The organism is Stenotrophomonas sp. ATs4 (genome assembly GCF_051861585.1).
GTDB classification, from domain to species: domain Bacteria; phylum Pseudomonadota; class Gammaproteobacteria; order Xanthomonadales; family Xanthomonadaceae; genus Stenotrophomonas; species Stenotrophomonas maltophilia_AS.
The window spans coordinates 311936-332374 of the sequence record NZ_JBLYPK010000006.1 but is presented as its reverse complement, the minus strand read 5'-3'; the positions used below and the strand labels follow the sequence as shown (position 1 = coordinate 332374).

Genomic DNA, 20439 nt, shown 5'->3' with positions numbered 1-20439 from the left:
GTGTGACATGCGCATTTTCCCGCTGCTTCCCCTGCTCGCCGCCGGCCTGTTGGGCGCCGGTTGCAGCTCCAGCGACACCCGGCCCCTGCCCCGTCCGCCATCGGTGGATGTTCCACGTTTCATGGGCGACTGGTACGTAATCGCCCACATTCCATCGCGCCCTGAACGCGACGCCTTCGACGCAGTGGAAAGTTACGCGCTGCGCCCGGATGGACGCATCCAGACCACCTTCACCTATCGCAGGGGAAGTTTCGACGCGCCACAGAAATCAATGCATCCGATCGGCCGGATCGAAAAGGAAGGAAACGGCGCGATCTGGGGCATGCAGTTCATCTGGCCGATCCAGGCCGAGTACGTCATCGCCTGGCTGGACGATGGCTACGGCCAGACCATCGTGGCACGCAGCAAGCGCGACTACGTCTGGTACATGGCGCGTACACCGCAGGTCTCGGACAGTGACTACCAGCAGGCCGTGCAGCGCATCGCGGCCATGGGCTACGACACCGCCAAACTGAGGCGGGTGCCACAGTCGCTGCGCTGAGGACGCCTCTCGTGAGAGCCACTGCCGCTGCAGCAGATGGCCGGATCAATCCCATCAGCCCCATCAATGACCGGTGAGAAATTGATGGGAATTGCACATCGATTCTTAGGAATAATCGCAAAATTCAGCGAAATTCGATGTACTGGGTGGCAGTGACGCCAGAATGATGACCACGCCCTTGGGCGCTGATCACCTCCCCGCGCATGAATGGACATCCTGCACCGCGCCGCCTGCGCCTGGCGCTTCTGGACGATCATGAAGTCGTCCGTCGCGGCATCGCCCTGCACCTCACCCGCGACCGCCGCTTCAGCATCGCCGCCAGCCACTCCCTCAGCGAAGATTTCATCACCACCCTGCATCGATTGCCGGTCGATGTGGCGATCATCGACCTGGCCCTGAGCCCCGGCGACCGCGGCAGCGACGCGCTGATTCCCCTGCTGCGTTCGACTTTCCCCCGCATTCCACTGCTGGCATTCGCCACACTCTCGCCTGCGACCAACCTCAGCCACCTGATCAATGCCGGTCTCAGCGGCATCGTCGGCAAAGCCGAACCGCTGCCGATGCTGTCCGACGCCATTGTGCGCGTGCATCAAGGGCTGAACCGCCTTCCCCCTGGCTGCATCCTTCCTGCCGACTGCAATGTACTCAGCCGCAACGAACGCGAGGTGCTGGAGCTGGTGCTTGCAGGGCTCACCGTGTCCGAGATCGCGCTGCGCCGCCACCGCAGCGTCAAGACCGTCAGCACCCAGAAGGTGTCCGCGCTGCGCAAGCTCGGCGTGCGCAACGATGCCGAAATCTACGCCATGCGGCCACACGCGGGCGCCTCATGAGCCGGCAGGTCCGCTCGCGACTGCGCACATCCTTCGCCCTGCTGCTGGTGCTTCTGCTGCTGCCGGCGGCATCGGCCGAAGATGTCCGGTCACAACACTGGGGCCCAGATCGCGAGGTGCGGGTAGCGACCGCCCCGTTCCTGCGCCCGGTCCCTGCAGCTCTTTCAGAAGCGACATCGCTCCCCACCCTCGCCCACGGCTACACCGGCCTGGTGGCGCGGCATACCCGGCTGCATTTCCTGGATCTGCCCTACCCCAGCATCACCGCGTCCGTGGCTGCGGTATGCCATCGCGACGCCGATCTGGTGCTGGTGGTCCGCGGCTCTGCTCCGTTGCAGCTCCCGTGTGCAGACCTGGTCGCCTCCACGCCCTTCCGTGGTGGCAGGACAGTCCTTGCCGGACGCCCCGGCCAATGGCTGCCCCGCGGCTTGCCCGATCTTGAAGGGCGGACGCTGGCCGTACTTGAAGGCGGCCCCTATACCCGCTGGCTGGATGCACACCACCCACAGATTGATCTGCTGCGCCTTCCCGACCAACATGCGGTACTTGCGGCGGTCATTGCCGGCACTGCGGATGCTGCGATCGGCGTGGATACGACGCTGCGCCCGATGATCCACCGCTACTTCAGCGGCGAACTGCTGCTGCAGGCGATCAGCAGCGACTTCTCCACCGACCTGCATCTGCTCGCCCGCCGCGAGGACAGGCACCTGCTCGAGCGCATCGACCAGGGCCTGCAGGACATCACACTGGAAGATCACGCCAGCCTGCTGCATCTCTGGGCCCAGCAGATGCTGCCAGCATCGGTCGAACGGGTGCTGGACCGGGTGCGCTCGCCACCGCCGGCCTGGCTGCTGACAGTGATCGCGCTGCTGGCCGGGCTCCCGTTGCTCTGGCACCCGCTACGCCGTCGCTTCGGCCGCAGCGAGCGTGACCGCGCACGTGCGATCGGCATGATCAGTCACGAAGTACGCAATGCCGCACAGGCCCTGCTGGGTTCGATCGTCCCGCTGCAGCAGGCGCAATCGCCGGAAGGCCGCCGCGAACTGCTTGCGGCGACAACCGCGGCCGGGCGCGCCTTGCGGAGGCTGCTGGATCGCTCACTGGACTTCTCACGCCTTGCCAGTGGCGGCTTCATGCCGCGGCGGCAAGCCTGCGACGTGACGCAGCTCTGCAACCAGTCGCTGGACGCGATCCGCCCGGAAGCAGGCAGGAAAGGCCTCAAGCTCAGACTGGACTGCGATGCAGAACCGCTACCGCTTCTCCTGCTGGATCCGGATGCGCTGCGCCAGGTCATCGACAATCTGCTCGGCAATGCGCTGAAGTTCACCGACGTCGGCGGCATCGATCTGCGCCTGCGGCTGCAGCCATCAACGCGCCCGCATGCGCTGCTGCTGGAGGTGATCGACAGCGGCATCGGCATTGCCGCTGCGCAGGCGACCTCACTGTTCCAGCCCTTCCAGCAGGGCGAGGAAGGACAGCAGCGCGGCGGCAGCGGATTGGGGCTGGTGATCGCGCGCGAACTGGCGCGCTCGATGGACGGCGAGCTGACTGTCCATAGCGTGCACGGTCGCGGCAGCCGCTTCACCCTGCGCCTGCCGGTACGGATTGCCAGACCAGACCTGCGGCGTGGGAACACGTCCCTGCAGGACAAGCCACTTGCCGGCCTGGATCTGCTGCTGGTCGAAGACCACGACCTCAACCGCCGCCTCATGGCTGCCCAGCTGGAGCGGCTGGGTGCTGATGTGCTTGCACTTGTCACCGCCGGCAGCGCGCTGGAAGAGCAGGCATTACGTCCGCGCGGCACGGTGCTGCTCGACATCGGGCTTCGCGACATGGACGGCTATGCGCTCGCCGGCAGGCTGCGTGCGCAGGCGCGCACACCTCTGCAACTGATTGCGTTGTCGGCACGCGCAGGCCGTCGCCATGCGCGACGCTGCCGCGAAGCGGGGTTCGACGCAGTCCTTGCCAAGCCGTTGCAGATCGAGAGATTGCTGCAGGTGCTGGGTCTGCCGGAACCTCAGCAGACACCCCCGCTCGAAGGCGTGGATTGCATGGATTCGGCCTATGTGGCCGACATCGGCACGGAACTGGCCGCCATCGAGCGTGCGATCACCGACACCGTTGCGGATGCCTTGCGCCATCACGCCCATCGCCTGCAGGGCACGCTGCAGATCTGCGGCGCAACGGCTCAGGCCGGTACCGCCGCCGACCTCTGGGAGCTGGGACACGACGCCGCGCCCGACTGGGGCGATGCGCGGCGCTTGCTGCAGGCGCTGCAGGACTGGCACGGCTCCCCAGCGCAGGGAGCCATGCCTACGGCCTGATCAGGCTGCCAGGCGCTCGACCTGGCGACGGGTCAGGTCGTTGAAGCGACCCAGCGACATCAGGTGCTGATGGATCAGCGCCAGCCAGCCGCTGCGGTGCCACTCGACCACGGTGGCGTCCGGCAGAGCGACGAACTTCTCGACATCCACCACCAGGAAGCCGTTGAGGTTGAACTCGCGGCCGTCCGGGGTGCGCACGGTGGCGTTGCGCTCGACCAGCAGGCCGTTGTCGACCAGTGCCTTGGAGAAGGCCTGGGTCTGTTCGTGCTCGCGGGTGTACTGGCCGCAGAATTCCAGCGCCTGCTGCACCATCTCGGTGGCCTTGCCATCGGCGAACAGCGGCTGGCCTTCGTCACCGCCCTTGACCACGCGCGAGCTCGCTTCGTCGATGCCCAGCAGGAAGTCGTTGTCCGCGCCGGTGTCGATGAAGATGAAGGGGTGGCGACGCAGGTAGGCCGGGATATAGGCCTCGTCTTCCCACAGCCCGTCCTTGATGAACAGGTTCTGGTCGGACACACCGACGGCTGCCATCGGCACCGCGGTCGGGCCGGCGAAGAGAATCGGGAAGTGGTGCAGGGCCAGCGAGAACTCGCCCAGCACCAGCGGAATGGCGTTGTTGCCGGCGGCAAACTCGAGCCTGCCCGGCAGGATGCGCAGATCGGCATGCACATCGGCCTGCAGCGGCACCGGACGGGTGTAGAACAGGGGGGCGCTGCTCGGCGCCGCTTCGGTGGTGGTGTCGCTGGTGGTGGTCATCTTGGGAACCGTTCGATCATGCACGCCTGCCATCCCGGGCGCGCCAGCGGGAACAACCTGAATCCCGCATTATCAACAAGCTCGATGACAACGGCCACCCCACCGACGGCCTATTTCAACTGCAGGGGGTAACGCTGCCAGAGAACGTGGACCAGGAAGCCAGCCAGCTCGGTATCGCGGGCGCTGACCGCAGCGCGGATCTTGTCCAGCAGCACCATGTCGCTGCATGCACGTACATCGGCGTGATTGGCCTGCCCGGCCCGGCGCGCCCGGTAGCGCGCGGCCCGCTGCGCGTCACTCATTGCGTAACCGAACTTGGGCGGACGGCCGCGTTTGCGCGGCAGGGTCAGCTCCAGGGTTCCGGGATCTTTGTCATCACGCATGAGAGGGGTGCGGGCGGCGGCGAGCAACGGGGGGTGCGCAATTTATCGTGAGGCATCACTTTAATCCAGCTTTTTCTGCAGTTTTGTTGCAATGCAGTGCAAAAACTCGCACCTCAAGGACTGCATCCACGCATGGCGTGGATCTACCGCAAAGCCCGCAACCCGGTTGCGCAGCCGACCCGCGCCATGCGTGGATGCGGAGACCCGCAAGCACCCCGGTAGATCCACGCCATGCGTGGATGCGGAGACCCTCCAGCACCGGTAGATCCACGCCATGCGTGGATACGGAGACCCGTCAGCCCCAGTAGATCCACGCCATGCGTGGATACGGAGACCCGTCAGCCCCAGTAGATCCACGCCATGCGTGGATACGTGCTCCCGACCACAAAAAAGGGAGCCCGCGAACGGGCTCCCCTCACCTTCCTTCATGCAGCGCGCACCGGCTCGTAGCCGTGCAGGTGCGCTTCGCTGCTGGCCCGTCCCTGGCTGAGCGAACGCAGTGCAGTGGTGTAACCCACCAGCTGCGCCAACGGCGCAAACCCGCTGACTTCGGCCCGACCTTCCTGGTCTTCGATGCGGGCAATGCGGCCATGGCGGCGGTTGAGGTCGCCCACCACATCACCCACCGACGCCGACGGCGAATGCACCGTCACCGCCATCACCGGCTCCAGCAGCTGCGTGCCACCTTCCACCAGCGCCGCCTTGATCGCCTCGGCACCCGCACGGTGGAACGCCATCTCCGAAGAATCCTTGGCGTGGGTCTGGCCATCGACAAGACTGACCTCGATACCAACCACCGGATGACCCTGCGGCCCTTCCGACAGCGCAGCACGTACGCCCTTCTCCACCGCGTTGATGAAGCTGCGCGGCACCACGCCACCGACAATGCGGTCGTTGAACACCACCTGGCCGTCCTCGCGCGGCGACACATCCAGCACCACGTGCGCGAACTGACCCTGGCCGCCGGTCTGCTTGACCAACCGCCCGACGACACGGGTCATCGCACGCATCGGCGTCTCCTGGTAGGCCACGCGCGGCGCACCTACGCCCACATCAACCTTCCATTCGCTGCGCAGGCGCTCGACCATCACCTCCAGGTGCAGCTCGCCCATGCCCCAGACCAGGGTCTCCGCCGTGTCGCGATCGGTTTCGACGCGGAACGAGGGATCTTCCTGGGCCAGGCTGGCCAGGCCCTGCGCCATCCGGATCAGGTCGGCCGCACGTGCGGGCTCCAGCCGCCAGGCCAGTACCGGCGCCTGTGCCTGGATGCTCTCCAGGCGCAGCGGCTGCGCACGACCGCTCAGCGTTTCACCGCTGACCGCATCCTTCCAGCCCAGCACCGCGACGATGTCACCGGCCACGGCCTGTTCGATGTCGTGGGTCTGGTCGGCCTGCACCCGCACCAGGCGGCTGACACGCCGTCCCTGCGGATGCTGCGAACTGGCCACGGCGTCGCCCACCTTCAAGGTACCCGAGTACAACCGCACGAAGCTCAGCGCGCCGTGCTGCTGGTGGGTGATCTTGAACAGCAGGCCGGCCAGCGGACCGTCCGGATCCGGCGGCAGCACCACCTCGCCCTCATCGCTTTCAGCGCTCACGGCAGGGCGATCCAACGGCGATGGCAGGTAGTCGACCACCGCGTCCAGCAACGTTTCGATGCCCTTGTCCTTGAAGGCGGCACCGGCAAGCACGGGTACGCCCCCACCGGCCAACGTCGCCCGACGGATCGCAGCCCGCAGCTGCTCCGCATCGATCACACGACCTTCCAGCCAGGCATCGGCCAGCAGTTCGTCGTGGTCCGCCACGGCCTCGACCAGCGCATCGCGTTGCGGTTGCCACTGTGCGCGTGCCGCGTCGTCCCACGAGGTGATGACCGTCGCCGCACCGTCGCGCCACTGCAGCACCCGCTCGTCGACCAGATCGACCCAGCCATTGAAGTCGCTTTCGCTGCCCAATGGCACACCCAGCGCCCAAGGTCGCGCCTGCAGCTTGTCCTGCAACTGCTCAAGCACGCGCTCGAACGAGGCGCCGACGCGGTCCATCTTGTTGACGAAGGCAATCAGCGGCACGCGATGGCGACGCGCCTGACGCCACACGGTCTCTGACTGCGGCTGCACGCCGTCCACGGCCGAGAACACGGCCACGGCGCCGTCGAGCACGCGCAGTGAACGCTCGACTTCGATGGCGAAGTCGATGTGGCCAGGGGTGTCGATCAAGGTCAGCCGATGCGGCGGCAGGTCACGCGGCGCCCACTGCGCCTGTACGGCGGCAGCGCCGATGGTGATGCCACGCTCGCGCTCGATCGCCGAGAAATCGGTGGTCGCATTGCCGTCGTGCACTTCGCCGACGCGGTGGATTTCGCCGCTTTTCCACAGCAAGCGTTCGGTCAGCGTGGTTTTGCCGGCGTCGATGTGGGCAATGATGCCAAGGTTGCGACGACGGGAAAGGACTTGGGTGTTCATGAGAAAGGTTCCTGCAAAGCCAACTTCGGGGGCCGCGCACCCCGGTTGGCGACAGGGTGCGCGGCTAGCGTTCGGTCTCGGCGATCTGGTGCATGGCACGTTCTCCTTGGGGTACTGGGTGGAGTCGATTGGGTAGAGTCGACTGTCAGTCGACTTGCGGGAAATCAGAAACGAAAAGAGCGCCCCGGAGGGCGCTCTGTCGAAGGTCCAGCGATGGCCGTCTCAACGGCCTCGTGGGGCTCCAGGCAGACACGCCCGTTCCGCGCTTGCGCGGGTCAGGGTGAAAAACTTCAGGAGCGGCATCCGGTTCATGGGGCGCATTCTAGACCTGCCAATCTGGCGCGCAAGTGAATATTGCATACATAAATGGAACGATGCGCACCACAGTAGAGCCACCCCACGGGTGGCTGTGTTGAGTGCCCGGTGCCTTACTTGCACCCATGCAGCGTGCGCGCCTCCGCCACCGTTGCTGCCTGGCCATCCCCCATCGAAATCCACCCCTTCAACGACGTCGCCGGGTCCATGTGCGGCAGCCGTGGGCCACCATGGATCAGCACCTCGGTCCAGCTCCCCACCGGCGTCAGCTCAGACAGGCGTGCCGCCTGGTCATCCTCGGTACTGAACATGTCGTCCGGCGATGCAGGCTTCGCATTGTTCACGGTCTCGGCCTTGAGCGCCCGAACCCGCAATACGCCATCAGCCATGCGCTGGGTGGTGACGTCATAGCGCTCCACGCCGTAGGCCCAGTTGCTTTCGCCCGTGCTGCGCAGCTCGCTGCCGTCGTCAGCCACCACCACCGAATCACCCGCCGCCTCAGCCACGGCTGCAATCGCGCCCAACCCTGACATCACCGCCTGATAGACGATCATCTGCCGCTGCTCCGCACTGAGCGCACGCGCATCCGCTTTGGCTGCGGGAATATTCAGGTACGCCACTTCTTTGCACAGCACCAGCACCTGCTGGTCGTCCCAACGTATCGACAACTCGTCGTTGGCATAGTGACGAGTCGACATCGTGGCAATTGGCATGCCGTGGCTTGCGGAGTGCCGGGTCTCGATCAGCGATGCCTGCTCGGACGCGCTCATCAGTGACACCGAGGACGTGGAGGCCGCATTGGCGGCACAGACAGAAGCGGCCATCGCGGTCAGCAGCACACCGCGAGAAACGGTACGGATCATTGCATCAGTCCATTGAGATACTCAGATGCACCATGATATGTCGAGCGAGGCACGATGGGCCCGTGCGGCCCTGATCAGCTCATTTCCCCGTAGGTGCAGCCTACCGTCACCCATCCCGGCGAATAGGAAAGATCAACAATCATCCGTACATGTCGATCACCAGGAAGCGTTTTGTACAGATTGAGTCCTTTCCAGCCATACACTCTTTCCATGGCCCCCGCATCCCAGCGCGATGACATACCCCCGATATGGTTGGCAATGGATCTCCCTCGCGCCATCTCTTGTCCGACGGGCGCCGGAATGGCAAGAAGCATCTCCTGAACGCCCGAAACATGCACGAGCGTCGAGGATTCTCCCCACGCCATGACAGGAGCCCGAGCCTCCCAGAGCATCAGTGCCGCGCCATTGCCTGCCTTGCTCTGACTGAAATCCGTCAGGTCGCCCACTGCAATCCGACCAGTGAAGCTGTCCAATTCCTTGTGAGTCAGCTGGCACTGCAACAAGCGGGACAGGGTCGACGATACATCCTGTTGCGCTTGAGCGGGACATGAGAGCCCCATTGCCACACAGAGTACCGCCGCCCGCGCGCCCCGCACTTCATTAAACATCACACCCACACTGAGCATCCCTCTCGAAATTTCGGCGAAGGCCAATCAATGCGGTAGAGCATTCAAGAAGTAAAGCCGATGCGCCACCCGCCGGAGCATCGCCCACTGGGCGCAATGCACCTGCCAAAGCAGCAGGCCACTAACGCCGGTCCATTTGCGTCGAAGATGAGAGGCGCAATTACCTGCGCCCTCCTCCTTCGCAGGCGGATCCAGGCTACGTCACCACCACCAACGGCACCCCACGCCGCGGGTGCTCCAGTACCACAACATCCTGCTGGTAGACCCGCTGCAGATTGTCTTCGGTCAGCACCTGCAACGGCGTGCCATCGGCCGCCACCCTGCCCTGCTCCAGCAGCACGATTCGATCGGCATAGCCAGCGGCCAGATTGAGGTCGTGCAGCACCACAATCACGCACGCACCGGCTTCGGCACAGGCGCGCACACTGCGCAGCGTGCGCTCCTGATGGCGAAGATCCAGCGCGGCGGTCGGCTCATCCAGCAGCAGCAGCGGCGTGTCCTGCGCCAGCACGCGCGCGAATGTGGTGCGGGCGGATTCGCCACCGGACAACTGCTGCACCTCGCGCAGGCGCAGCGCCTGCAGTTCGGCGGCATCGATTGCCGCTTCCACCTGGGCGTCGTCCACGGCTGGATCCGGCGGATGCGGCAGTCGACCCATCGCCACCACTTCCTCCACGCTGAAGGCAAAGCGCACGCCGTGCTCCTGCGGCATTACCGCGCGCTCGCGTGCCAGTGGCCCCGCCTTGTAACTGGCCAACGGCTTGCCCAGCAGGCTCACCTCACCCACGTCAGCGCGCAGATCACCCGCCGCAACGGCCAGCAAGGTGGATTTGCCCGCGCCATTCGGGCCAACCAGCGCAGTCACCGTACCCGGCTCGAATGCCAGCGAGATGCCGTGCAGAATCTCGCGCTGCTGGCGGCGCACCACCACCTCGTGCAGCTTCAGCAGCACGCTCATGGCGCCGCCTTGCGGCGCTGCTGCAGCACCAGCCAGAGGAAGAACGGCGCGCCCAGCGCGGCCGAGAACAGGCCCAGCGGAATCTCCGCGGGCGGATCCAGCGTGCGTGCGGCGGTGTCGGCCACCACGATCAACAGCGCACCGAGCAGGCCGGACAACGGCAGCAACCAGCGATGACCGGGGCCGACAAGCAGGCGCGCCACGTGCGGCACCACCAGGCCAACGAAACTGATCGAACCGGCAAATGCCACCGCTGCGCCCACCAGCAGCGCACTGAACGCCACCAGGCGACGCCGCGTGCGGGTGACATCCAACCCGAGGTGCTGTGCCTGGCGTTCGCCCAGCGCCAGCATGTCCAGCGGCGTGGCCAGTCGCTGCAGCGCAAACACGCCAATCGCAAACAACGGCACCACGGCTGCCACATCGGCCCAGTTGGCGCGTGCCAGCGAGCCCATCTGCCAGAACACCAGCGACTGCAGCTCGCTTTCGCTGGCGATGTACGTGAGGAAACCGATCAGTGCCGAGCAGAAGGCTGCCATCGCGATACCAACCAGCAACAGCGTCGCGTTGCCCGAACCTTTGCCAGGCCGGGCCAGCGCGTAGGTCAGGCCGATCGCCAGCGCACCGCCGGCGAATGCCGCTACAGGCACCAGCCAACCGGCTGCGCCCGCAGCGCCGAGAACAATGGCGGCGACTGCACCCAGCGCAGCACCCTGGCTGACACCTACGATGCCGGGGTCGGCCAGCGGATTGCCGAACAGGCCCTGCAGGCTGGCACCGGCCATCGCCAGCGACGCACCGACCATCGCACCCAACAGGGCACGCGGAATGCGCAGCTGCCAGACCACGGCGAGGTCGCGGCTGCTGACCGCCTGCGGATCGAGCAGGCCCAGCTTCACCGCCAACGCCTGCATCACCTCCAACGGCGGCAGCCGCAGCGGGCCCACGGCAAACGAGGCCAGCACCGCACCCAGCAGTGCCAGCAACGCCACCAGCAACATCGTCCGCCCGCGACGGCGGCGCCGATCCGCCGGACTCATGCCTTCGGCAACGCCGCCAGGGCCTTGGCCAGCGCCAGCGCGCCAGCACCTGAACCGACGCTGGTGTACTTCAGCTGCACATCCGGCATCACCCAGACCCGGTTGGCCTGCCCGGCCGGAGTCTGCTTCAGCGTCGGGTACGCCTTCCACAGGCCTTCGGCACCACCGAACAGCTGCAGGTCATGCTCGGTCACCAGGATCACCTCCGGTGCCGCGGCGACCACGCCTTCATTGCTCAGCTGCGAGTAGTTCTTCACCCCCGCCTCGGTGCCGATGTTGACGCCGCCAGCCAGCGCGATCAGCTGCGCCGACGCGCTGTCGGCACCGGCTACTGTCGGTGAGCCGCCAGCGCCCGTTGCCGACACATGGATCAGTCGTGGCGCATGGCCCAGGCCCTTGCCAATCGCTGCAGCCTCGTCGAGCTGACGCTGCACCTGCGTGGCAAGTACCTGCCCTGCCTCGGCCAGCCCTAGTGCGGCGGCGACCTTGCGCACCTTGTCCGGCGCCGGCTGCAGGTCATCGATGACCACCGCCGGCTCGCCCACTTCGCGTAGCTTCTTGGCCAGCTCGGTGTGGCGGCGCAGGCTGTTGCCCAGGAACAGCGAGCCCTGCAGGCTCAACACGCCCTCCACGCCGGTAGTGCGGTTGAACAGGAACTGATGCGGCGCGGCCAGGCCAGCCTGGGTGGTGGTGTTGGTCGGCGCTGCAAACACCTGCTTGCCCAGCCCCAGTGCTTCGATCACCGCGATGACATCGTCGCCGCCGGCAATGATGCGGCTGGTGTCGGCTACTTCGATGTCAGCGCCATCGTCGGAATGCACCTTGGTCGGCAGCACCGCCTTCTGGTCATGCACGGCCGGCATTTCGGCACCGGCCACGCGCTGCCAGCCTGCCGGCAACGCGGCTTCCGCAGCCGCCGTCGTTGCCGCGGGCGGCTCGGCAGGTTTCTTGGCTTCGGAGGGAGCCGACGGGCCGCCACAGGCGGCCAGCGCCAGCGAAACGGCCAGCGGGAGCGCACACAGGCGCAGACGGGACGCGATGTTCATGGACAATCTCCTTGCTGGCAGGGCGACGCGCACGCCGCCCCGCCGTGTGACTTACTGCTTCGGGGTGATGCGGGTGATGCGGTCACCCTTCGGGTCTTCGGCGCCACGCGACTTGTTCACCGCGAACACGTTGCCCTTGCCATCGGCGCGGACATGGTTCGGCAGCGTGCCGCCGTCGAGGTTGGCGACCACCTTGCCGTCACCGTTCACCACGGTGACCGTGCCAGCGCCACGGTTGCTGACGTAGGCCAGGCCGGAGGCATCATCGAAGGCGACGTTCAGCGCGCCGGCGCCAACCGGCACGTCGTGCAGCACCTTGCCGGCGGCCACATCGACGATCAGCAGGTTGTCCGTGCCCTGCGAGGCCACGTACAGGCGGTTGCGCGCTGCGTCGAAGGCCACGCCCGAGGCACTGATCGAGTTGCCCAGGTCGATGACCTTCTCGACCTTGCCGCTGGCCACATCGATCACCGCCGCTTCCGGAGTGCCGATGCTGACGGTGAACAGCTTGCCGGCCTTTTCGTCCAGCACCAGGCTCATCGGGGTGAACTTGCCGTCATCCACGCCGGATTCCAGCGTCACCGCCGGCAGCTCCTTGAGGGTCTTGGCATCGAACACCGACAGGTGGTCTTCACCCGTGGCCGAGGCGAACACCTTGCCGTGGGTGCCATCGACCACCACGTCGCGCGCATGCGGCACGGTGTCGACCGGGAACTGATGGACCAGCGACAGGTCCTTCTGGCGATAGACCGCGATGGAGTTCTGGCGGGTGTTGGTGACCCACACGTTGCCGTTGGTGTCATCCACGCCGACGCCGTAGACCGCGTACACCGCACCGTTGGTGCTGCCCGGCACCTGCGCCGGGGTGATCGCCTTGGTCACCTTCAGCGACTTCGGGTCCAGCTTCAGCAGCTGCGACTGGGTCACCGGCGGGCGGCCCACGGCCGAGGTCACGAACACCGCATTGCTGGCGGCGCTGTAGGCGGACTGGTACAGGCCCGGCACCAGCTTGTTGGACTGGGTGGCGAACTGCGCCTGGCCGGACAACGGCAGCTGCGGCGACACGCGCAGCTTCAGCACGGTGGCTGCGGCCGGCTGGCTGGCACGCACCACCACCGGGTGGGTACCCGGCACCGCGTCGGCCGGAATGCTCAGCTGGGTCTTGAAGTTGCCATCGGCATCGACCACCAGCGGCTGCGTGTTGAGCACGTTGTCGCCACGCAGCAGGCTGACTTTCTGGCCCGGCACGAAACCACGACCGACCACGTCGGCAGTGCTGCCGGGAACCACGTTCTCACCACGTGAGACGACTTCACCCTTGAAGGTGGCATTGGCCGGCTGGTCGAACACCGGCTGTGCGGTGGCGGTCACGGCCAGCAACAGGCCGGCGGCGAGAGAGGTGAGACGGAAAGACGGACGGAACGACATGGAAGGCTCCTTGCACACGTAGGCCGCGCCACGTGACGCGGGATTCATCGGTTGCCTGGGCCGCTGCACATCGGCAGCCTCGCCTGGGTAGTGGGGTCGCACGCCTTTGGCGCGCGAAGGGATTCATTCGGCGGCGTTGTCACCACCGTTGGGCGAGCCGTCGCCGGCACTGCGGTCGGTCACGCCATACAGCTCATGCAGCGCAGCGTGGAACGAAGCGGGCAGCATCGGGCCGTGGCCGAGGCCGTCGAACTCACGGTACTGCACGCTCAGGCCCGGCACCTTGCCCAGCCGTTCGGACAGCTGCATCGCTGCATCCGGGGTGGCGCCACCGATGCGGCGCAGGTGTGCAACCACGCGCGGATTGTTCATGTCGCGCTTGCCGCGATCGCCGACACGCTCGGCACCTCCCAGCATCAGCCACAGCTTTACCGGCTGGCCGTGCACGTTCTGCACGAACTGCTGTTCCGGATCACCCAGCGCCGCGCCCTGGCTCCACCACAGCGACGGGCTGGCTGCCAGATAGGACTGGAAGGCTGCGGGGCGGGTGTACAGCGCGTTGAGCACGAACAGGCCACCCAGCGAGTGCCCCCACAGTGCTTGCTGCTGCGTATCGATGCGTGCGCGACGCTCGACTTCCGGCTTGATGCGGCGTTCGATCACATCCAGGAAGGCCACGGCGCCACCGCCGACCGCCTGGGTCGTACCGCTCTCGTCATCGGCGCGGTCGATCCACGCGGTGTAATCGCGGGTGCGCGCCTTGGAATCGATGCGCAGATCGTTGTCGTAGCCGATCAGCACCAGTACCGGTGGCGCCTTGCGCGCGGCCAGTTCGGCCAGCAACGGCTGGTCCAGGACCATGGCGACGGCGTTCCCGTCCAGCGCGTACAGCACCGGGGAGGACGTTCTGCCGGCCTTGGCCGGGATCGCCAGGTTCACCCGCCAACGGCGCTGCTGGTCCGGGCTGTCCACCACGAAATGCTCGAAGCGATAGCTGGCCGCCGGCTCGTCGAGCACGGTGTGGCCGATCTTCTGCAGCGGATTGCGCTGCTGTGCATGGGCGTACGGGGTGGCCAGGAGCAGACCCATCATCAAGGCGGCCAGGCCGCGGGCCAGCGGACCACGACGCGAAGGCGGGACGAAATGCTTCATCAGCGGCGACAGAAGCGGCCCAGGGCCGCCGGTTCACAAGGGACCGCAGTCTACCTTAAACGCGAATGATTATCACATCGATCGAACGTCACGCTGTGTATCACGCGCGCGATGAATTCACGTTTCCCGGTTGCGCCGGAAACACCGAATCCACTATTTTCCCGGACAACGGGGCGCAGGAGCGCCCTACCCTCGCAGGGCTGCGGATGGATGGGCGATCGAGTCGCCGGCCGCGCCCTGTCCATTGCTGCCCGCATCCACGCCTGCCGTGGATTTACCGACCACCACCCACGGGATTGGATCCCGTGACTGCGAGAACACCTTGAAGCGCACCCGCCTGATCGCACTCTCCCTCGGCCTGCTCGCACCGCTGGCCGCCCATGCCGCGCAGGACCTGCCCACGCTCTACCAGGCCTACGAAGAGGCCGGTTACTCGACCCTGAGCATGGAAGAACTCAACCAGACGGTGACCTTCACCGCCGTGGCGCTGGGTGTTTCCAGCAACCTGCAGGGCGAGCCATTGATCGAGGCCGGCGATGACCAGGGCAACGTCCTGGCCCGGCTGACTACCTCCGACGCCCCGCAGGCCGCCAAGCTCGGCGCACTGGAAGAAGGCGCCGTGTTCACCGCCAGCTGCACGCTGCAGTTCAGCTCCGGCTCGGACTACCTGTCCTTCGGCGATTGCGCCATCAAGTAAAGACGAAGCCGGCGAAACGCCGGCTTCTTTTCTCTGCCCCTGTGGAGTCGAGCCATGCTCGACTCATGCAAGATCACGGCCCCGCAGGCACCGGACCATATGGGTTTTCCTGTGGCGTACCCGGCAGCAGCGAGAAGATCATGATCACGATTCCGCCGCCCGGCACCAGCGCCAGCAGGAACAGCCAGCCCGACTGATTGCAGTCATGCAGGCGGCGTACGGTCACCGCGACCAGCGGCACGATCGTGACCAGCCACATCACACACAGCAACACCACCATGCCGATCAGGATGCCGGCCAGCGCATCGGCACTGTTGCGCAGAAGGATCGCCAGTACACCGGCCAGCAGCATCACTGCCGTTGCGACCAGGAACAGGAACAGCTGGTACATCCAGTATTCGCGGCGGTTGGCGCGACCCTCGAACTGGGCGTAGCGCTTCAACGGCAGAATCATTTCCTGCACGGCATCGATCCTTGAAAAAGTGGCCGCGCAGTGTGCCAAATGCAGGCGCCGGGAACAATATTGTCACTGTAGAGTCGAGCCATGCTCGACTGCTTTACCGAATGTGCCAACAATCCGGCCAGGAGCGAAGTCGAGCATGGCTCGACGCTACACAAGCGGGGTCAGCGGCCCTTCGCGGCCCTTGCCGCCTCACGCTCGGCGCGCAGCCGATCCAGCTTTTCCTTCAACTTGATTTCCAGCCCGCGCGGCACCGGGTTGTAGTACACCCGCTCACCCATCGCATCCGGGAAACCGGTCTGGTCCAGCGCGATGCCCCCTTCGGCGTCATGGTCGTACTGGTACTCGGCGCCGTAGCCCAGCTCCTTCATCAGCTTGGTCGGCGCATTGCGCAGGTGCAGCGGCACTTCTTCGGTACCGCTCTCGCGCACGTCGGCCTTGGCCTGGTTGAAGGCGGCATAGCCGGCATTCGACTTGGCGGTGCTGGCCAGATAGAGCACCAGCTGCGCGAACGCGAGCTCGCCCTCTGGGCTACCCAGCCGCTCGTAGATGTCCCAGGCTTCCAGCGCCATGCTCTGCGCGCGCGGATCGGCCAGGCCGATGTCCTCGATGGCCATGCGGGTCAGCCGGCGCGCCAGATACGACGGATCGCAACCGCCATCCAGCATGCGGGTCAGCCAGTACAGCGCGGCATCCGGGTTGGAACTGCGTACCGACTTGTGCAGCGCCGAGATCTGGTCGTAGAACTGCTCGCCGCCCTTGTCGAAGCGACGGGTGCGGTCGGCCAGCACCTGGGTCAGGGTCTGCGGGGTGATGCGACCACCCTCCCCGCCCGCCAGTTCGGCGGCGATCTCCAACAGGGTCAGCGCACGGCGCACATCACCATCGGCGGCGGTGGCGATTTCCAGCAGCAGCTCGGGGGCAACCTCGATGCCCTCCTCGCCCAGGCCGCGCTCACGATCACCCAGCGCACGTTCCAGCGCCTCGACGATGTCGGTGGGCGAAACGCCCTCCAGCACATGCACGCGGCAACGCGACAGCAGCGCCGAGTTCAGCTCGAACGACGGGTTCTCGGTGGTGGCGCCGACGAACAGGATCGTGCCGCGCTCGATGTGCGGCAGGAATGCATCCTGCTGCGCCTTGTTGAAGCGGTGCACCTCGTCCACGAACAGCACGGTTCGGCGGCCTTCGGCAAAGCGCTGCGCGGCCTCGGCCAGCACCTGGCGCACTTCCGGCAGACCGGACAGCACGGCGGAGATGGCCCGGAACTCGGCATCGGAGTACTCGGCCAGCAGCAGCGCCAATGTGGTCTTGCCGCAGCCCGGCGGCCCCCACAGGATCATCGAGTGCACGCGACCGGATTCGACTGCGCGACGCAGCGCACTGTCGGGCGCGAGCAGACGCTTCTGCCCGACCATTTCGCCGAGGGTGCGGGGGCGCATGCGCTCGGCCAGCGGGCGCATGTGTTCCCGATCAACGCTCAGCAGATCGGGGCCGGGGAATGAAGTGGAGCGATGTCTTGGCACGCGGTCATTGTACCGCGAGAGTGTGCCAACCAAGGTTGGCACCCACCAGAGCAGGTCGCGCCGGGCCCTGCCCGGCAGATCAGGCCGCAGGGTTCGGTAGTGCCGGCCGCTGGTCGGCAGATCAAGAGAGTGTCAACCAAGGTTGACCTCCACCAAGGCGGTGCGGGTTGACACCCACCAGGGCAGGCAGCGCCGGGCCATGCCCGGCGACCCGTATCAATTACCGATGACGTCGGTGCCCTTCGGCGGGGTGAAGCTGAAGGTGCCTGCGGCGAAGCCCGGGTTGCGTTTCCAGCCACTGAAGGTGATCACGGTGCGCTGGCCGACGGCATCCGTGATTTCCATCTTCGCCAGGCCCTGGGCATTGAAGCCCAGCGCGGCGTACTGGAAGCTGGCTTCGGTATCGCGCTTCGGCGACAGCGACAGCCACTGCAGGCCATCCCGCTGGGCGGCTTCTTCGCTGAGGTCGTACTGCTGCTCCAGCAGTGCCGGGTTGATCAGCGCGGTCAGCGGGCTGTTCTGCTCTTCCTTGCCCTGCTCGCGCACGGTGGCCTGTTCCAGGTCCGGCTCGTACATCCAGACCTTCTTGCCGTCGGCCACGATCAGCTGTTCGTGCGGACGCACGTACTCCCAGCGGAACAGGCGCGGCGCCGACAGGGCCACGCGGCCACTGGTCGATTCCTTCACCTTGCCGCGGCTGTCGAACACCTGCTGGCTGAACTGTCCATCCAGCCCCTTCAGGCCGCTGGTGAAGGTCTTCAGGTCATCGCGGGCGCCTGCCCAGGCGCTACCGGCAGCGGCGCAGGCCACGGCCAGGGTGGTGGTGGCGAGGAAACGGCGGAGACGAAGGTTCATGCGGGGATCCTGTAGGCACGCAGGCCAGGAAGGTTGAGATGAGTGTGCCCGGGGCAAGCTGAATGGGCGATCAGGGCGCCATTATGACGCCCTGATCGTCGAACGGCGATGCACGCGTCGAGGTCTCGTTTCATCCACGCATGGCGTGGATCTACCACCACCACTGACATGAGTGGCCGGCATCGCACCACCCACGCGTGGTGTGGCTCTACTTCAACTTGCCGTACAGCACCTGGCCGCGGAAACCGCGCCGCACTTCGCGATACAGCGCGCGGAACGCGGTGTAGTCCTGCGGCTGGCACAGCGCCTCTGGCCCACGCACCGCGTTCTGCTGCAACCGGTGGTGCACGATCACATCCTGCTCCTCGCGACTCCAGTCCACCCGGTACTCGCCGGCGGCATTGGTGAAACGCTGGCTGGCCGGGATGGCGATGATCGGTGCATTGGCCGGGAACTGCAGGCGATAGGTCTCTTCGCGCAGGCTGGCATTGCAGTAGAACGGCGTCTCGTTGGCCGGCGCCGAGGCGGTTGCATACAGCCCGCGCACCGACTCGCCACCCGGCGGATCCGGCACGGCCATGCCGCCGGCCACGCTGAAGTCGGCGTAGTCCTCGGCCTGGAACGCCATGCGATAGCCGAACGGCCGGGTCAGGTCGACCGGCACGCCCTGGATCTGCAGCTGCCCTCGCCCGTCGAAACCGGACGCGGCCATGATCTGCTCTTCAGCGCGCGCACGGTTCTGCGCGTTGAGCTGGGAGAACTGGGCGCGCATGCCGATCTCGGCGTTCTCGCCCAGCTTGGGAATCGTCTCGCCGCGCAGGTTGCCGTTGGCGTCGAAGGTGAAACGCACTTCCATCGAGGTGGCATTGCGCTCCGGCGTGTTGGCCGGGGTACGCGCCAGCGTGGCGTCGCGGGTGCGCATCACCGGCGCACCCAGGTCACCTTCCGGCAGCTGCCCGAAGCGCGCCCACGCAGTGGTCGAATCGAGATACAGATCGAACTCGGGGATGTAGGTGATGGCGTGGTTGAAGCGGCCCAGCACCGGAATCTTCGGCAGCGTCGGGCCACCGCCCGCGCCAATCAGCACCGGCGAACTGGCGATGCCCTTGGCCGCCAGCAGCGCCTCGAGGATCGTCACGTGGTCCTTGCAGTCACCGTAGTGGTTGTCGAGGATGCTCTGCGCGCTGTTCGGCTCCAGGCCGCCATTGCCCAGGTACACCGCCACATAGCGGATGTTCTGCGCCACCCAGCGGTACAGCGCATCGGCCTGCTCGCGACGGTCACTGATGCCGGCGGTGACCTGGTCGGCCAGCGCCTGCAGTTCCGGCGTGACCTGCGCGGCCGGGCCGGCCTTGAGCTGATAGGCGCGACCCATCTGCGACCAGTCACGATACGTGCTGGCCATGATGTTCGGGCCGAACTCCCAGCCCGCCGCCGACCAGTTCTGTGCTGGCATGGCTTCGCGACGCTGGTAGCGCCAGCGCCACTGCGCCTGGCCGTTCTTCACCGTCGGGCGATCGCTGCCCTGCACGCCGCGGCTGTCGACGAACATCGGCAGATTGGCCGGCGCACTCAGGGTGACTTCGGCGTCCTCGTATTCGGTGAACACGTTGAAGGTTTCCCACAGGCCGAAGTAGCCCGGGAAGTACGGCGTGGCCTGGGTGCGGCGCACCTGGTAGTAGAGGCGCGTACCCGGGGCCAGGTTCGGGAACACGATCACCCGCACCTTGCGGTCGGCATACATTGCCGCCGAGGCGCTGGAGTAGCTCTCCTGGGTGTAGATGCGGTCGGCCGGCACGTCACGGCGCTGGCCATCGGCGGTGATGGTGTAGGCGCCGAGCACTTCCAGCGTCTCCATCTTTTCGCTGTAGCTCAGCCGCACCTGGCTGAACTGCTCGACCGAGGCCTTGGTCTTGAGCAGGACTTCGTAGGTTTCGGTCTGCACATTGCCTGCATCCGGCCGCACCTGGTAGTCGGCGCGGTAACGGACAATGCTGAAATTATTGCTGGCTTCGGTATCGCCGCGAGTGGAAGGCGGCGCCGTGGCGGGCGCGGAGGTGGCGGTGTCTGCCAGTGCCGGGCCGGCAGCCAGGAAGGCTGCCAGCGCCAGTGCCAGCGCGCTGGGTACGGGGTGAAGCATGCGTCGGTTCCTTGGACGTCGTGGGGGATACGTCGGG

At 66.2% G+C, this 20439-nt stretch carries 18 protein-coding genes; 4 read left to right on the top strand and 14 right to left on the bottom strand.

Translation table 11 applies throughout. The annotated features are described in order from the left end of the window. The first annotated feature begins 7 nt into the window (after window positions 1-7). The 3 genes from ABR323_RS13245 (at window position 8) to ABR323_RS13235 (ending at window position 3695) form a co-directional block, all read left to right on the top strand. Window positions 8-541 carry a lipocalin family protein gene (locus ABR323_RS13245; RefSeq protein ID WP_439449636.1) on the top strand — a complete coding sequence of 178 codons (534 nt, stop codon included), beginning with the start codon at window positions 8-10 and terminating at the stop codon, window positions 539-541. A gap of 203 nt (window positions 542-744) precedes the next feature. Then, window positions 745-1371 (top strand): LuxR C-terminal-related transcriptional regulator, encoded by a 627-nt coding sequence (locus ABR323_RS13240; RefSeq protein ID WP_439449635.1) that lies wholly within the window; start codon window positions 745-747, stop codon window positions 1369-1371. After that, on the top strand, window positions 1368-3695 hold the full coding sequence (locus ABR323_RS13235) for an ATP-binding protein (protein ID WP_439449634.1): 2328 nt from the start codon (window positions 1368-1370) through the stop codon (window positions 3693-3695). The genes ABR323_RS13240 and ABR323_RS13235 overlap by 4 nt, the downstream gene beginning before the upstream one ends. Here ABR323_RS13235 and ABR323_RS13230 read toward each other — a convergent pair whose 3' ends face one another. The 10 genes from ABR323_RS13230 to ABR323_RS13185 all read right to left on the bottom strand — a co-directional run bounded on the left by ABR323_RS13230 (window position 3696) and on the right by ABR323_RS13185 (window position 14724). After that, on the bottom strand, window positions 3696-4451 hold the full coding sequence (locus ABR323_RS13230) for a SapC family protein (RefSeq protein WP_135273594.1): 756 nt from the start codon (window positions 4449-4451) through the stop codon (window positions 3696-3698). A gap of 110 nt (window positions 4452-4561) precedes the next feature. Continuing rightward, window positions 4562-4834, bottom strand: a complete 273-nt coding sequence (locus tag ABR323_RS13225; RefSeq protein WP_006366874.1) for a hypothetical protein — start codon at window positions 4832-4834, stop codon at window positions 4562-4564. Between the two features lie 425 nt (window positions 4835-5259). Further along, window positions 5260-7296, bottom strand: a complete 2037-nt coding sequence (gene fusA / locus ABR323_RS13220) for an elongation factor G (RefSeq protein WP_439449633.1) — start codon at window positions 7294-7296, stop codon at window positions 5260-5262. A gap of 428 nt (window positions 7297-7724) precedes the next feature. Beyond that, complete coding sequence (locus ABR323_RS13215) at window positions 7725-8474, bottom strand: hypothetical protein (protein WP_439449632.1); 750 nt, start codon at window positions 8472-8474, stop codon at window positions 7725-7727. Between the two features lie 74 nt (window positions 8475-8548). Next, complete coding sequence (locus tag ABR323_RS13210; RefSeq protein ID WP_439449631.1) at window positions 8549-9127, bottom strand: hypothetical protein; 579 nt, start codon at window positions 9125-9127, stop codon at window positions 8549-8551. A gap of 169 nt (window positions 9128-9296) precedes the next feature. Further along, window positions 9297-10058, bottom strand: coding sequence for a heme ABC transporter ATP-binding protein (locus ABR323_RS13205; RefSeq protein ID WP_149501009.1), 762 nt, complete (start codon window positions 10056-10058; stop codon window positions 9297-9299). Continuing rightward, a complete protein-coding gene (locus ABR323_RS13200) occupies window positions 10055-11098 on the bottom strand; it encodes a FecCD family ABC transporter permease (protein ID WP_049450246.1) in 1044 nt (347 codons plus the stop codon). Before ABR323_RS13200 ends, ABR323_RS13205 begins: the two co-directional genes overlap by 4 nt. Further along, window positions 11095-12144, bottom strand: a complete 1050-nt coding sequence (locus ABR323_RS13195; RefSeq protein WP_439449630.1) for a heme/hemin ABC transporter substrate-binding protein — start codon at window positions 12142-12144, stop codon at window positions 11095-11097. Before ABR323_RS13195 ends, ABR323_RS13200 begins: the two co-directional genes overlap by 4 nt. A gap of 51 nt (window positions 12145-12195) precedes the next feature. Next, complete coding sequence (locus tag ABR323_RS13190) at window positions 12196-13572, bottom strand: YncE family protein (protein ID WP_439449629.1); 1377 nt, start codon at window positions 13570-13572, stop codon at window positions 12196-12198. A 123-nt stretch (window positions 13573-13695) separates the two neighbouring features. Next, window positions 13696-14724, bottom strand: coding sequence for an alpha/beta hydrolase (locus ABR323_RS13185; RefSeq protein WP_439449628.1), 1029 nt, complete (start codon window positions 14722-14724; stop codon window positions 13696-13698). Between the two features lie 322 nt (window positions 14725-15046). Between ABR323_RS13185 and ABR323_RS13180 the strand changes: the two genes are divergently transcribed. Next, the gene (locus ABR323_RS13180) at window positions 15047-15421 is read left to right on the top strand and encodes a hypothetical protein (protein ID WP_439449627.1); all 375 of its coding nucleotides are present in this window, start codon (window positions 15047-15049) and stop codon (window positions 15419-15421) included. A gap of 73 nt (window positions 15422-15494) precedes the next feature. Here ABR323_RS13180 and ABR323_RS13175 read toward each other — a convergent pair whose 3' ends face one another. The 4 genes from ABR323_RS13175 to ABR323_RS13160 form a co-directional block, all read right to left on the bottom strand. Continuing rightward, window positions 15495-15884, bottom strand: a complete 390-nt coding sequence (locus ABR323_RS13175) for a DUF805 domain-containing protein (RefSeq protein ID WP_439449626.1) — start codon at window positions 15882-15884, stop codon at window positions 15495-15497. A 161-nt stretch (window positions 15885-16045) separates the two neighbouring features. Beyond that, window positions 16046-17344, bottom strand: a complete 1299-nt coding sequence (locus ABR323_RS13170) for a replication-associated recombination protein A (RefSeq protein WP_439449625.1) — start codon at window positions 17342-17344, stop codon at window positions 16046-16048. Window positions 17345-17623: 279 nt separating this feature from the next. Beyond that, complete coding sequence (lolA, locus tag ABR323_RS13165) at window positions 17624-18262, bottom strand: outer membrane lipoprotein chaperone LolA (protein WP_135273583.1); 639 nt, start codon at window positions 18260-18262, stop codon at window positions 17624-17626. Window positions 18263-18470: 208 nt separating this feature from the next. After that, entirely contained in the window at window positions 18471-20402 is a 1932-nt protein-coding gene (locus tag ABR323_RS13160) for a DUF3857 domain-containing protein (protein ID WP_439449624.1), read from the bottom strand. Window positions 20403-20439 lie beyond the last annotated feature (37 nt).